At 65.3% G+C, this 13,994-nt stretch carries 12 protein-coding genes and 1 riboswitch; of the genes, 1 reads left to right on the forward strand and 11 read right to left on the reverse strand.

Going from position 1 to position 13,994, the window contains the following annotated elements; all coding sequences use genetic code 11:
• Positions 1-136 precede the first annotated feature (136 nt).
• Entirely contained in the window at positions 137-1,042 is a 906-nt protein-coding gene (locus AC6H0R_RS13855; protein WP_497581953.1) for an FkbM family methyltransferase, read from the reverse strand.
• Positions 1,043-1,280: 238 nt separating this feature from the next.
• A riboswitch (cobalamin riboswitch) is annotated at positions 1,281-1,485 on the forward strand.
• Between the two features lie 100 nt (positions 1,486-1,585).
• On the opposite strand from AC6H0R_RS13855, the gene AC6H0R_RS13860 reads away from it, so the two are divergent.
• Positions 1,586-1,963 carry an acyl-CoA thioesterase gene (locus AC6H0R_RS13860; protein WP_497581954.1) on the forward strand — a complete coding sequence of 126 codons (378 nt, stop codon included), beginning with the start codon at positions 1,586-1,588 and terminating at the stop codon, positions 1,961-1,963.
• Between the two features lie 94 nt (positions 1,964-2,057).
• Here AC6H0R_RS13860 and AC6H0R_RS13865 read toward each other — a convergent pair whose 3' ends face one another.
• The 10 genes from AC6H0R_RS13865 to AC6H0R_RS13910 form a co-directional block, all read right to left on the reverse strand.
• Positions 2,058-2,819: a DNA adenine methylase gene (locus AC6H0R_RS13865; protein WP_497581955.1), complete on the reverse strand. Its 762-nt coding sequence runs from the start codon at positions 2,817-2,819 to the stop codon at positions 2,058-2,060.
• A complete protein-coding gene (locus AC6H0R_RS13870) occupies positions 2,785-2,988 on the reverse strand; it encodes a Com family DNA-binding transcriptional regulator (protein WP_497581956.1) in 204 nt (67 codons plus the stop codon). The genes AC6H0R_RS13865 and AC6H0R_RS13870 overlap by 35 nt, the downstream gene beginning before the upstream one ends.
• 131 nt (positions 2,989-3,119) lie before the next feature.
• Positions 3,120-5,681 carry a hypothetical protein gene (locus tag AC6H0R_RS13875; RefSeq protein ID WP_497581957.1) on the reverse strand — a complete coding sequence of 854 codons (2,562 nt, stop codon included), beginning with the start codon at positions 5,679-5,681 and terminating at the stop codon, positions 3,120-3,122.
• On the reverse strand, positions 5,671-5,904 hold the full coding sequence (locus AC6H0R_RS13880) for a hypothetical protein (protein ID WP_497581958.1): 234 nt from the start codon (positions 5,902-5,904) through the stop codon (positions 5,671-5,673). The genes AC6H0R_RS13875 and AC6H0R_RS13880 overlap by 11 nt, the downstream gene beginning before the upstream one ends.
• Before the next feature lie 2 nt (positions 5,905-5,906).
• Entirely contained in the window at positions 5,907-6,140 is a 234-nt protein-coding gene (locus AC6H0R_RS13885) for a hypothetical protein (protein ID WP_497581959.1), read from the reverse strand.
• A 10-nt stretch (positions 6,141-6,150) separates the two neighbouring features.
• Complete coding sequence (locus AC6H0R_RS13890; RefSeq protein ID WP_497581960.1) at positions 6,151-6,972, reverse strand: phage/gene transfer agent baseplate hub protein; 822 nt, start codon at positions 6,970-6,972, stop codon at positions 6,151-6,153.
• A complete protein-coding gene (locus AC6H0R_RS13895) occupies positions 6,962-8,683 on the reverse strand; it encodes a hypothetical protein (protein ID WP_497581961.1) in 1,722 nt (573 codons plus the stop codon). Before AC6H0R_RS13895 ends, AC6H0R_RS13890 begins: the two co-directional genes overlap by 11 nt.
• A gap of 6 nt (positions 8,684-8,689) precedes the next feature.
• A complete protein-coding gene (locus AC6H0R_RS13900; RefSeq protein ID WP_497581962.1) occupies positions 8,690-9,718 on the reverse strand; it encodes a hypothetical protein in 1,029 nt (342 codons plus the stop codon).
• Positions 9,718-10,941 carry a hypothetical protein gene (locus AC6H0R_RS13905; protein ID WP_497581963.1) on the reverse strand — a complete coding sequence of 408 codons (1,224 nt, stop codon included), beginning with the start codon at positions 10,939-10,941 and terminating at the stop codon, positions 9,718-9,720. The genes AC6H0R_RS13900 and AC6H0R_RS13905 overlap by 1 nt, the downstream gene beginning before the upstream one ends.
• Complete coding sequence (locus AC6H0R_RS13910; RefSeq protein ID WP_497581964.1) at positions 10,942-13,992, reverse strand: phage tail length tape measure family protein; 3,051 nt, start codon at positions 13,990-13,992, stop codon at positions 10,942-10,944.
• Between the last annotated feature and the right edge of the window lie 2 nt (positions 13,993-13,994).

A 13,994-nucleotide genomic window follows, 5' to 3' on the forward strand; every position in this document is an offset into this window, starting at 1 on the left:
CAGAAAATCCAGAATCTGCTCTTCCGTAAAACGCTTCTTCACTGCCGTCTCCTGTTCGGACAACGGACTCTACTAAGTTCAGCGTGGTACTGAAAACGGGGAGCAGGTCACAGGCTGAGATCGTCCGGGCGACAACTCAATCAGCACTCACCTTGGCAGCGTGCTTTGCGGGCAAGGCAATGATCATGTCGTACGTGCCGCAGGCAAGCTCCGGCACCAGCACGATGCTGCGCACATCCTTTCGTCCGAAGAGAAGCTCGGATACGTTTCTGAGCCGTCTTGAAATCCACGACTGTCTGTCTCGATCCGTTTCGATCACGCACATCTCGTAGCCAAGGCTTCTGAGGAATTTTATGGAGGCGGTCTCTCCGCCTTCAATAAACGCTGTTGAGTGCTGTTCAAAGGCAATGATCGGCTGATGCAAGCGGATCGTCTCGACCGCGCCCTTCAGCACATTGAGCTCCATGCCTTCTACATCGATCTTGATCAGGCTGACGTCACGGATCCCTTCCGCAACATCGTCCAGCCGTTTGACTTCAATTCGTACCCGAGAGTCGCTGTCGACCGGCAGTACGGCCGAAGACCCGCCGTAATTCACGATGTTTTCCGACAGCAGCAAGACCTCTTCCTGGTCTGACAGCCCATGGTTGAACACCGCAATGTTCGGGCGGAAGCCGGCATTGAAGCTCAGCAACTTGAATGTATGCGGATTGGGCTCAAAGGCATGCACCTTCGCGAAATGCCTGGCGAACTCAAGTGAATGGTTTCCGATGTTCGCTCCGGCGTCGATCACGGAAGCGGCAGAAAGATCGATCTCAAGTAGAGCCATGAGCTGCAGGAGATCTTCGATTTCATCCTTTTCGTGCACACCGTTCAGGTAGATGAACAGCCCGATCAGGTCGTTGGCGTACACAGCCATGCGATGACCGCGGGAGGATGCGTGCTCCGAGTTCTTGCGGAGGAGGTAGTTGTAGGCAAAGTTTCTGCAGAAGGGCTCGCGGAAAGAGCTCTTCAACACCCTGGTCATTATTTTCTTTTTCACTACCAACCTCTGAAACGGATGACACTGAGCCAAGCCCGCTGAACAGGTGCACAGAGTCGCCAAAGACCTACCGACGGTTGCACGCTTCAATCCGAACAATCGCCCAAACTTCTCCGGCGCCTGCCATACCGTTGCGGCGCCTTACCCCGGCTTGCCCGGACCATCCTACGGGAAGTCTCCGGAAATACGGCTCCTGCAAGACAAGTGCGACAAAACCCTCCGCGCACTCCAACCCGGTATGATCTGCGCCACTCCGAGGTTGCCCGCCGTCACGGCGGGCATGAAAAGAGAATCCGGTGACGGGCACTTCGCCCGCAAGCCGGAACTGCCCCCGCAACTGTAATCGGCAAGTCGTACGCCAATCTGCCACTGGAAGCTTCCGGGAAGGCGGCGTGCAACGCGAAGCCGAGAGTCAGGAGACCTGCCCGGAGCCATTCTTCAACCACGTTCGGGCGGGGTGTCCCTGGCGAGAAGGCTGCGTTGCCACGCTTGCGTGGGAGCGCGCGTTCCCGTTTGCGGCTCCGCCTTCAACCGGAGCCTTTCATGTCTTCTCCCCTGACGCTTTCCCTGACCGATCTGGTGTTGCCGGATCAATGCAATCACCATGGCACACTGTTTGGCGGCGCGGCCTTGTCGATGCTCGACAAGCTGGCCTTCATCCTGGGCAGCAAGGCGCTGCGCGGGCCTCTGGTGACGGCCTCGCTGCGCGAGTTGCAGTTTCATGCGCCGGTACCCGCCGGCAGCCTGACCGAATGCCTGGGGCGGGTTGAACGCGTGGGCGAGCGTTCGGTAACCGTGGAAGCGCAACTGTTTGCCGAGGACTTGCTGACCGGCGCGCGCGTGCTGTGCCTGTCCGGGCGGGCGGTGATGGTCAGCACGGCAGAGCCGAATAAAGCGCGCCGCGATAAATGCGGCTCGTGAAGCGAGATAAATGGCCGCGCCGTGAGTTGCACAGTACACAAGAATTTTGCGCGACACGAAAGGCCGGCTGATGCCGGCCTTGTCGTTTGCTCGTCTACCAGTTGCGTATGAGCAGCTCGCTCGACGTGCCCGACCGTCCGTTGCCTCCGACTGTGTAGCGGATGGCCAGGCGCTCGATGTGCAGGCCGGCGAACGCCCGGTGCATCTCGGGGATGTCGTTGACGGAAATGAGCATGCGGCCCTTGATCGACTTGGCCACCTCGGCCATCCGCTGATAGTTGTCGAGGCCGAACTCGACGCCGTAACCCTCGGTTCCCCAGTACGGGGGGTCGAGGTAGAACAGCGTGTGTGGGCGGTCGTATCGCTCGATGCAGACCGCCCACGGAAGGTGCTCGATGGTGGTCTGTGACAGCCGGAGGTGCGCTGCCGACAGATCCTCCTCAACCCGAGTCAGGTTGAACCGCGCCCCGGCCGTGGTGGCGGTGCCGAATGTCTGCCCGGATATCTTGGCGCCGAATGCCAGGCGCTGAAGATAGTAGAACCGAGCGGCGCGCTGTATGTCGGTCAGGGTGGCGGGTGCGGCATGCTTTGCCCAGTCGAACATCTGCCGGCTGGTCAGCGACCACCGGAACTCCTGAACGAAGGCGTCGAGGTGGTGCTTCACGACGCGGTACAGATTGACGAGGTCGCCGTTGATGTCGTTGAGCACCTCGGCCTTGACCGGGGGCTTCATGAAATACAGTGCGGCGCCGCCCGCGAATGGTTCGACGTAGCAAGTGTGCGCTGGCATCACCGGGATGATGTGCTTTGCGAGGCGGCGCTTACCGCCGATCCAGGGGATGATTGGGCCTGCCATGTTGCTCTCCTTTGTCCGGCGATCGCGTCGCGCGAGGGGGAGGCTCGATGGCCTTCGGGTTATCAAAGAACTGATTCATGCACCCGCAGCGCGGGCACTTGATTTGCAGCTTCACCGCCTGGCCACGGCCGAGCAGTCGACGGCAGTTGCCGCAGCGTATTTCATCCATTGCAAGCCCTTTTCAAATGGTAGGCTTGGCACGCTCTCGCGAGAGCGGCGGGCCTTGCCTGGCTTGCAGCCCCTGTCTGCAGGTTGGGGGCGTGTCGAGGTGCGCTAACACCTAGGCACGCCGCCCGTCTTTCACACCGCCCCGAACAGGCGGAACTCGGTCGTTGCCAGATAGACGGTCTTGTACAGCCGCCAGCGCTGGGCCACGACCTCGGTAAAGTCAAAAGCCTTCTCGCGATTCGCGCCGCTGTCGGTCACGCCTGAGATGGTCAGCACGGTGACCCAGTTCGCCCCGTCGTAGTACTGCAGCGTCGCGGTGTTGAGGTAGGTTGCAACGGCGCCCCAGCCGGGCATGTTGCCGCCGGCCACGAGCACGCGCGACACAGCCGCCGGGGCGCCCAGATCCGCTTCGATCCACCCGGTGCTGGCCGTGCCGGCGCCGGTGGCGCCGTCGCCGTCTCGCATGTTGGTGGTGGTGGCGGTCAGGGCGCCGTAGACGCTGCTCTGGGAGAAGGCGGTGGGCAGGCGCTCCGCGAAGGTGGGGGCGATGTAGGTCCAGTCAAAGTCGTGGCGCGCGGCCGACCAGGACGCCAGCCCGTCGCGGTGGGCGGTAACGCTCACGCGCACGGTGCCGCTGGCCGGCGCCACGGGCGCGGCGGCGGTGCCGGTGATCCCGGTCTGGGTGGCAAAGACGGTGCCGGGCGGCTGTTCGACCACTACGGTATAGGTCGTGCCGTCTTCCGGTGTGACGCTACCCAGCGCCTCATCGATGAGCTGGTCAGCCTGCTGCACCCGGTTGCGGTGCGCCCACTCGATCTGCAGCGCCTCGGCCTCCAGCGCGGTCGGATAGGCCTGCCCGTTGAGCCGCAGGCGGCCGGGCGCGTAGGGCTTGGCCTGGCGGTTGGTCAGGGTAATGCTGTCGATGTTTGCCAGCGCCTCGTCGAGCGAATCGGAACTGGTATGGGTCAGGAATTTGGCGTTGACGGTCTCGCTCAGGTACTCCTGTTCAACGGCCAGTGCGCCGGCATCGGTAAACCAGACGCGCGTGCCGGCCGGCCACGGCCGCGGCGGCGTGTCCGCGCAACCACGCGCCAGCGTGAGCGTGCCTGCGGCCGGGTCAATGGCCTCAACGCGGCACCATTCGGTGCCGAGCAGCGCCGCTTCGCCCGGCTCAACGAGGTCCAGGTCCAGCCCCGAGACGATGATCATGGCCTCGGCCATCACCCCGACCGGTGCGGCGAGCACGGCCGAAGGGCACCATTCCCCGGTACCCACCGCCTCAAACGGGTTGCTGCCCACGCGCGCCAGCAGGGTGTAATTGAATGCGAGCGGCGTGGGTCGGGCCGCCACCGACGTCATGGCGCTGCTGTTGTCATCGATTGCAGCCAGATCCTGAGCACTCAGCCGCGCGGCCAACTCGCGCCAGTTGGCCTCAAGTAGCGCCCGCGCGGCCGGTGGCACCGCACTGCGGTCAGGAATCACGTGGGTGCTTTCCTGCACGCCCACATAGGTAGTGCTGTCCATCCCGAAGACGTCCTGCACGGCGGTGATGCGGATCACGCCGTCTTCGAGCCCGCCGTCCTCGACCTTGACCGCCCGCAGCACCACCTCGCCGATGCCCAGCTGCGGCGCGGAAATCCTGAACACGCCAGCCGGCGTAATGTCGCGCGCACGCCGGTCAAAGGCCAGCTTGTAACGCTTGAGGCCCGAGCCGCGCAGCTCGCCCTCGCGGGCGGCCACCCGGGCGGCAAGCTGCGCCGTGGGCAGGCCCGGCATCTGGATGGTTTCGCTGCGCCGACCGTAGGCGGCGATGGCCGCCGTGTTGCGCCAGCCGGTCGAGCGCGTCTCGTTGGTCACCGGATCGCGCCACTCGACCACGACCTCATTCACCGCGCCCGCGCCGGCCGGACTGTCGGCCTCCTCAATTTCGAGCAGCCCCGTCTCGAAGGTAAACAACGCCAGATCATCGACATCGTAATCCCCGCGGGCCAGCGCGAGCGTTACCAGACCGGTGCGGCGCGACACATACAGGCTGGCGGCAATGTGGTCGCACACCTGTTGCAGGAACTCGCCCACGCTCACCCGCGTGTTCCAGCGCAGGCACAGCCCGAAGCCCTCGGCATGCAGCGCATCGGCCGCAGCGGTGAAACTGCCGTCCAGATCGAGACGGCTCATCGGCTGGCCGCCGCCCACGTCGCGCAGCGTCATGGCCTTGACCAGGATGTGGGCGGGGTTCATCGCCGGCACAGGCAACCCGTCGGGGGCCACCACTGCCCGCGCGGGATACCACGCCTCGTCGTTCTGCCAGCCCTTGAGGATGGTGGTCCGCTGCACCATCCACGGCTCCGGGTAGGGGTTGATGGCGCACAGCTGGCCGGTGAAGAAGGCCGTATTGACGTGGCGCAGCGCACTCGTCAGCGGCCCGAAGGCCGCCACCACCGCGCTGTTGCGCGCCTGGTCCGGCGCGCCGAACATCACGTGCAGTTTGCCCACCACGCCGCCCGCGCCAGCGTCTCCGCCGAACAGGTTGGGCTTGTTGATGTCGATGACGCCGTTGCCGGTCAGGTTGCCGCTCCAGGCCTCGCGGCCGCCGATCTTGATGGCGCGCCACGCGTCGCACGGCATGCGCGAGAAGCCCATCAGCACGTCCGCGAAGTACCGGTACCCGACGGTGACCTTCTTGCTACTGCCCATCGTGTGCCTCCTCGCAGGCGCGGGCATGCTCGACCAGCGCAATGGCGAGCGCGTCGCCGGTGGCCAGCAGCACCTCGGCCGGCAGGCCCTCGCGCACGAAGGTGCGCCAGCACAGCCCGTGCGCGGCACAGAAGGCGCGCGAGGCCGGCAGGCAGTATCCCGGCTTGCGGCCCCCGCCCGGGATGGTGCGCAAATGCTCGGTGGTCACGATCAAGCCTTCCATGCTCATTTCTTCCCGTTCTTCTTCTTGATCGCCTGAGTGCGGAAGTTGGCCGAGCCCAGCACCATCCATTCCTCGCTCCAGCAGGTGCCGAAGTCGATGGCCTGCGGCGTGCCTTCGGCGCTCTTGGGAAGCTTCGAGGCGTCCCACGCCTGCGGCTTGGCGTTCTGCGGCTTGGGTCGCGTCACGTAGCTGATGATGTAGCTCGCCGCGAGGACGATCAGTTGTTGCCAGATCATGGGCGCCTCCTCACCACAGCAGTCGGCCGTCAAACAGCGACTCGCCCGGAATGCTCGGGAAGCCGCCGTGATTGTCGAGGTTGTCGAACTTGTCGAGGCAGGTCGCGGTAGTTCCGTCACAACCAGCGAAGGCCGACACCGATTGGTCCGCCGCCAGCCCGGATGTACCGCCGAGCAACACCAGCAGCACACCCGTGTGTGCCTTCACGAAGCGGCGCTCGACTGCGCCGATTGTGGCGATCCATTCGACGTGGCCACCGGCGAACCAGCCGTTGGGAAACAAGGCAAAGGCCGGGCTGGTGATGGTCACGCCGGACACCTCGGCGACCGTAGTCGAAACCCGGAACAACTCGCGGGTCACCTGGCAGTTGTGGTCATACACCGAGTACGGGCAGCCGCGCTGCCAGGCGATGGCCAGCCCCATGGCGTCAAGCGCGACCAGAATGTCCTGGCACTGGATCTCCACCCGATCCACGCCACGCGCCTGCACGTCCGAGACGTTGCCAACGAATTCGACAAGCGCCTCGGTATCGCCGACATGCACCGTTCGGATGGTCACGCTGACTTCATCAACTGGCGGCATGGCCTGGAACAGTTGCAGGAACGGCAGATCCGCGGGCGCGATGATTGTCAGCAGATCGGTAGTCGAGTCACCCGATTGGGACACCCCCTTGTCGCGCACGCCGCCTTTGGGCGCGCGATACACATCCAGCCCCAGCGTGACATCCCGGTCGCCCGAGCAGTAACGCCACGTGGTCAGACCGTAGCGGAACTCATAGAGCCGCACCGGGCGGCCACCGTTGGCGCTGGCCTCATAGGCATCAAACGTCATCGCGCAGGCTCCTCCATACGATCCCGGATAGCGCCAAACCGTCGCTGTCCGTCACATGCTCAATTTCGGCGCTGTCAGCGGCCGACCGCGACAACTCCATGAACGAGATCCGGGCCACGTTGCTCTGGCTCAACTGAACGCCGGGCGGGGCATCGAGGGCGAGCCGCTCGGTTGTGGCATCAAGCACTGTTGCGTTGTCGACGCGGCGGTACAGCACGGACCCGTCGGTCAGCTCGATGCGTAAGTCGCGGCGCCCGACCCGGCCGATTCCGAAGCGGACATAGCCGACTGCGCGCACATCCAGCGCGGTCTCGACTTCTTCGGTCACGTCCGTGATCTGCAGATCGTCATTGAAGCTCGGCACCCACAGCCGGCCGACGCGGCCGCGCAGCCAGTACAGCAACGAGCGATACGCCGCCTGCGCCGCACGCGAATGCACCATCCAGCGCATCTGGCGCAGGGTGGCCGGCACCGGCGCGGTTTCGGTACGACGCGCAAAGCCGGTGGGGTTGTCGAGCTGGCGCACCATGCGCTCGAACTCGTCTGTCGGCAGTTCGCTCCACTCGGGTGGGCGTTCCAGTACCGGGTGGTCGCGATACGTGTTCGAGGGCGCAACGGGCGGCCAGTCGCAGGGCTCGACCACATCGAAGCGCACTGCGACGTCCACAAGGCTGCTGCTGTGACGAAGGATGGCCGGCTGCTCGCTCATGTCCGCGAGCCGTACCGGATAGAGGCGTGTGCCGGCAGGCCAGTCGCCGACAACCGGGCGCGTCAGCTCGATCGCCGTCGGTGTTACCTCGTCGATCTCGACCACCTCGTAGTCGCTCACGTTTTCGAAGTCCATGCTGCGCAGCAAGGCGAGCCCGCCCGGCCTGAAGTCGCGCCCGGCCGTATCGCATGCGATGCTCGATGCACCCGCCACCACCGGGTCGTTCAGCCACTCGATGTCCGGCCAGATCGGCACCGCCCAGGTGCGCGCCCCCCATGCATGGGTTGCCAGGTCCAGCGCGGTCGCCGCCGTGCCGTCGAGCACCGTATGCCCCTCGAAGCTGCGCAGCGGGGCCTCGCGCAGGCTGCGCGCCTGCTCCACGCCTGTGATGCTTTGCATCACGTCGCTTGCCCATGCCAGCCGCTCGGTCAGGCTCTGGCTCCACTCATGCACGAACAGCCACGGCACGATGCGAGCGCCGGTGATCTGCACAGCAATGCCATATAGCCCGGCCCACTCGAATGTCAGCAGTGCGTCGAGTTCGCTCGGGCCGACCGTCGAGATGTTGAGTTGCCAGGTCTTCTCGGACAGCGCGGGGAACTGCAGCGGCAGCGCGCCAGGCGCAAGCACGTCGATCCCATCGCCGTCCTCCAACACCGTCTCGGACAGCGTTTGCGGCGTCAGGAAAGCGTTCCACACATCGACTTCGCGCACCTGCTCGGACACCAGGTTGCCCAGCTCGATGCGGCGCGGCGTGATGTGGATGCGCTCGTAGTAGTCCTGCGCGAAGCTGCGCGGGGCGTAACCGCCCCGCGCCGTCGCGCCAGGCGTCTGTACGTTGATCGTGTGTGTGCTCGGCCCCGTTCCGGGAGACTGCATCGGCGGCACGTCGGCCTGCGGCGGGAAGGGGTTGTCTAGGCTCACCAGGTGCGAGGCCAGATACGGGGACGCATAGGTGCCGCTGTAGTCGGCGGCCGGCACGAAGCCTTGTCGGATCGGCATGGGCTATCAGGCCCCGTCGTAGCGGATGGCAACCGCCAGACAGGCGCTGTGGTTGCCAGAAGTCGCCAGCCCGCCGCCGCCCGCAGCAACATTGCGGCGATAGAAGGGATACACCTTCCAGCGGTCCGGGCCGTACTCGATGACCTGGCCGGGCGGGAGGTAGTCGTTGCGCGTGATACGCAGGTGCGCCAGCTCACCGATCAGCGACGTCTTGCCCTCAAGGCGCCGCGTGAGGATCTGGCACGGCAGCAGCACGGTCTCGTAGTTCCACAGGTTGGGCAGGACCGACATCAAGGGCCGCGCCGGAACGCTGGCCACGGCCGCGCGGTTGGGCGAGCCGACGCCCTCGAAGCTCGTGTAATTGTCGCTCCAGCCCGGCTCGCCGGTGGTGTTGTCGATGGCACCGTGGATGTACGAGGTCGCGCCCGCGCCAAAGGATCCGGCAGCGTCGATCTGCCAGAACGGGCCGGGGATGCAGTGACGCGCCTGCGCGCTGTTGGTTCCGTTGCCGTCCACCCACGCGCCGAACGCGGACGCACCTGCCCAGAACGGCTGCGTATGCGTGGCGCCGCCCACGATGCCCGTGCTCCACGTGCCATGCATCCAGTTGCCGGTGCCGGCGTTACCCGGCAGCGGGCTGCAACCGAACATCAAGTGCTGGAAATAGTCGCCGTTGTATTCGGCCACCACATACACCTCGTCCGGATCTGCATGGATGTGGATGTGATAGGTCGCCGGCCAGGCCCACGACACGGGCGTGCCGAACGACGCAGTGCCGGCACTTGCATAGCCCATGCGCACACCGACGTCGTTGGGCTTGCCGGTCAGCTCGTTGGCGCCGTCAATACCGTTGCCGATCTTGAGGTTCAGGTGCGAGTCGGTCGTCCCGCCCAGCGAGACCACCGCCAGCTCGACGTGGCAATCGCCCTTGTGCAGCACATTGCCCGACTGCGCCCACCCCTCGGCCGTGCACGCGCTGATGATCGCAGCGCGCAGCCCCGCAAACGTCGTGAATGCCCCCGTGTAATAAGCCATCAGAGCATCCTCAGTGCGAAGTAATCATTGAACGACGTGCGCCCCACGTCCTGCAGGCAGACCCATGGCACGCCGCCGGCGTCGATGATCTGATCAACGCGCTCGGGCGCGCTCCACGCGGGGTTGTCCGCGACGGGCGTGCCACCCATCTGGATCACACTCTCGACCGTGTTGTTGAAGTTGCTGACATAGCCCAGCCCGTCGAGCTGGCCCCACAGGCTGCCGCCGCTGTAGAGCTGCAGCGAGAGCACCGGGTAGTTGTCGTTTGTGTCGCGCAGCTGGCGCGAAGCGCCACCGATGTACTCATTGCTCCACGGCCACACTGTGGGCTGCACCCATGTGCCGGACGGGTCGCGCAGCACAAAGCCCACACGCGCGCCCTTCCACGGCATGGTGTGGGCAGTGTCGCTGTAGCGGGTGTTCGGTGTGCCGTTGAGCATGCCGGCGACGAACATCGGGTAGCCGTACTGGCCCGGCCGCGCGTAGGGCAGGAAGAAGCCCACCCCGCCGGACTCATACACCACCGGGGATCCCACGCCGTAACCGAGCAGGATGCGCTGCCCGTCCACCGCCAGCCAGTAACGGCAGAACTGGTTGTGATTGGGCAGGCCGCGCGTCTGCACGCCCGGCTGGCTGTCCCAGGGCAAGCCCGGTACATGGCCGATGAAGCCGCCCACCGCGATGTTGTACACATCGGCCGCGACCGACTCATAGCTCTGGAAGCCTACGTAGATCTCGCGGTCCCCTGAAAGGCCGGGGCCTTTCAGGTAGAGGTAGTGACGCTCGCCGATCGCCGCCGGCGCGATGTAGTCGAGCAGCGTCCAGCGCTGCTCGGGCGGCAGCGTGCTGGCGCTGGCCGTGGCCTCGATCGTGAAGGTGTCGCCCAGCTCGAAATCCGCCGCGCCGGCGAGGATCTCGAAGGACAGGAAATCATTGCTGTACGGCACGCCAACCGTGGCGGCGGGCTGCGCGCCCGAGACCGAGCCGGTCACGCTGAAGGTGCCCCCACCCACGGCCACCGCCGTGCATTCCACCGTCCAGGTCTCTGTGACCGTGTCGGGCGTGCTTATCACCCCCGTCAGTGCGCCGTCGCCCGCGCCAGCTAACGTCGGCGGATCCACCCGCCCGAGACCGCAAGCGAGCTCCATGATCCGGCGCAGCACCTCGCGGTGCGCGTAACCGGTGTGACCGGTCTGGTCCGTAAACCCCACTTCGAAAGACATTCAGCTCACTCCCAACAGTTGCCGCAGATCGTTGCGCATGCGCCGTGCCTGGGCGATCAGCACCCGGTCACCGGACGCGCTGTTCATGGCTTCGGCCAGCTCCTCCTCGCCGATGGCGACAATCGGCCGGATGCCAATTTCGGTGTTTGACTGGAACATGCTGGCCGGCTCAACCAGGCGCTGGCTGGACAGACGCGGTGCGGCCACGTCCGGCGCTGGAAAGCCGGCGAGCCCCCCGGTCGCGTGCTGCACCAGGCTGGACCAGTCATCCAGCGCTGCCATCCCGCGCCGGTTGAAGTCCTCCAGGAAGGTGCGCGCACCAGGCTGTTGCGTCACTTCCTTGCGGGCTACGAATTCGCCACGGTGAACGACACCGGCAGGCTCGAACTTGCCGCCATCGCCGGTGTAGCCACCACTGGAGAAGCCCATCGCCGATACCGCACGAATTGCGATCTGCTGGGCGGCGACGCGGGCCATCTCTTGCGCGATGCTGCGCAGCATGCCGGTCACCGCTTCCTGCAAGGATGCCGTGCCGTTGGCCAGGCTCTCCAGCGCGGACGAGAAGTTCTCGGTAAAGCTTCGGCGCAGCGCGGTGCCGAGCTCGTCTGAAGTGATGCGCAGCCGCGCCACCTCGATCCCGATTTGCTCGACACCTGCAGCGATGTCCGGATTGCCGGTGATCGCAGCAAGCTCGCGCATGCGGGGCAGCAGCCCGTCGATCTGTTCCGCCGTGATCCGGTTAAGGTCAATCAGACGTTGCTTGGCGTCGATCTCGCCGACGCTGCCCGTCTGCACTTCAATGTCGAGCTGCTGCGCCGCACGCTGCTGCGCCCCGAAGATGCGGTCGATCTGCTTTTGCAGATCATCCAGCTCGGCCTGCGCCTTTTCGACGTTGATCAGGCGGTCAAGCTGGATCAGGCCTTCGGAGTTGCCGGCTTCGGTCAGATCCGTGCGCAGCTTGCGCCAGCGCTCGTCGACGGCTGCCACGGCTGCTGCTGCGGTGTTGCCGAGGATCTGCTGGTAGCGCGCTTCCACCGCGGCCAGGCCGGACGTAATGCGCTCGTCGCGGCGCTTGGCTTCGGTCAGCTTTACCGTTGCCGCGCTCGCCGCGTCGATCTGCTCAGCCAGGCGGCGCAGCGTGGCCACGCGCCCTTCATCCATCTTCAGCGCGTTGCGGTTGACCGTGAGCCACGCCTCGAGGCGCGCCGTGGCCCGCTCGTCGGTGGCGGCAGTGCCTTCCTTCGCATTCTGCAAACGCGTTTCAGCTTCAACGCGTGCCAGCGTCAGCTGCTGCAGTTGCGCCTGGTAAGCCTGCTCGACCGGGTTGGTCGTGCTTTTGGTCTCGAAGCGCTTGCGGATCGCCGCTTCCGTCTCGGCGATCTGCTTCGGGTCGAGCAATGCGCTGTTCGGATTTGCCGCACGGATCTTCTCCAGATTCTTGCGGTACTCCTCCAGCGCCTTGTTCATCTTGGCGGTGTTCGACGCTGCTGCGTCGTTGGCCTTGGCCACCGCATCCGAGGCTGCGATGAACGCCTGCGTTCTGCGCGCCTCGTCGGCCTCCTCTTCGGCACGGCGGCGGTTGGCGGCTACCTCTGCCTCCAGACGTTCGACTTCAGCGTCGAGGTAAGACTGCAGCGCACGCTGACGGGGAGAACGGCTGCGTACCGAGCGTGCCCGATCGGCCTGTTCTCGCGCTGCATCCAGACGATCATCCAGGGACTCAGCGCGGCCGACATCCAGCATCGCGTCCCACGCCTCACCCGCGGTTTCCTTCACGCTTCGCCATGCGCGTTGCAGAGTGCCGAGGTTTCCCTCGATCTCGGTTGCGCGCGTGGTGAGCGTGCTGGCAAATGCTTCTTGGGCAACTCGGGCGGCTTCCTCCGCACGGCCCTGTTCTTCCAGAACACGGATCCGCTCGTAGGTGGCTGCATTCAGGAAGTTGTACTGCTCGTTGAGCTTTGCTGCTGCCTTGGATGGCTCCTCTGCCAGCTTGGCAAATTCGCCGACGACATCGCCGATGGCCCGCCCCGTGGCGCTGCTGAATGCGACGGCTGCAAACGCGATCGCCTCCATCTCAGTGCGCGCGATCTTGCCGCTGCTGACGATCGCTTCCAGCGCAGCGGCCGCTTGTCGCTGGGTACCGCTGACTTCGTCGATGCTCTCCGCCAGGCGGTTCATTTCGCCATACGTCGTGCCGGCATAGTTGCCGGTCAGCACGATGGCGTTTGCCAGGCGCGCGGACTCGTTGCTCCCCTGCACGGTGGCGGCGATCAGCGTGCCCACCACTACGGCCACGGCGCCGATGCCGAGCACCGCGGGTGAAATCATCGAGCCGATGGCGCGCAGAGATGCCCCGATGCCACCAAACGAGTCGCGGATCTGGCCACCCTGCTGGATCGCGACCATCCAGATCGGCATGCCAGAAGCCACCGACGTGACCACGTCCGTGATCTGCATCGGCAGCATGCGCATTGCCTGCGAGTACTGCTTGGCTGACAGGGTCGCGGCGGCTTTGCGGCCCTGCAGCCGCCCCAGCTCTGCGTTGAGCGACTGCACGCGCTGCTGCACCACCACCTGCGCGCGGGCAATGTCTTCAGACGACGCGGTGCCGCTCTTGCGCAGCGCTTCAAATGCGGTTTGCTGCGCCCGGATGTCGCGTTCCACCTCACCTGTCGAGCGGATGCCGATGGTACGAAAGGCCGCAGCGGATGCGTCTGCCTGCGCTTTCGATTTGCCCAGCTCGGCATTGAGCGACTCGACCCGGCGCTCCAGCGCAGCCTGCGCACGCGAGATCTCTTCGCTTGATGCAACGCCACTGTTGCGCAGCGCATCGAACGCCTGCTGCTGCGCTTTGATGTCGTACAGGATGTCGTCGGTCGAGCGGATGCCGAGCGAGGCGAAGGCGCTGCCTGCCACCTCGCTGGCCTTCTCGGATGCGCGCTCGACCTCGGCCATCGAGGCGCCGAGACCCTGAAGCTTGCGGATCGCGTCGGAGACGTCGCCCTGAACCTTCAGTGCAACGGTCAGATCACCACGCCCAACGCCAGTCATGC

Source organism: Pseudazoarcus sp. NS36, from assembly GCF_059703705.1.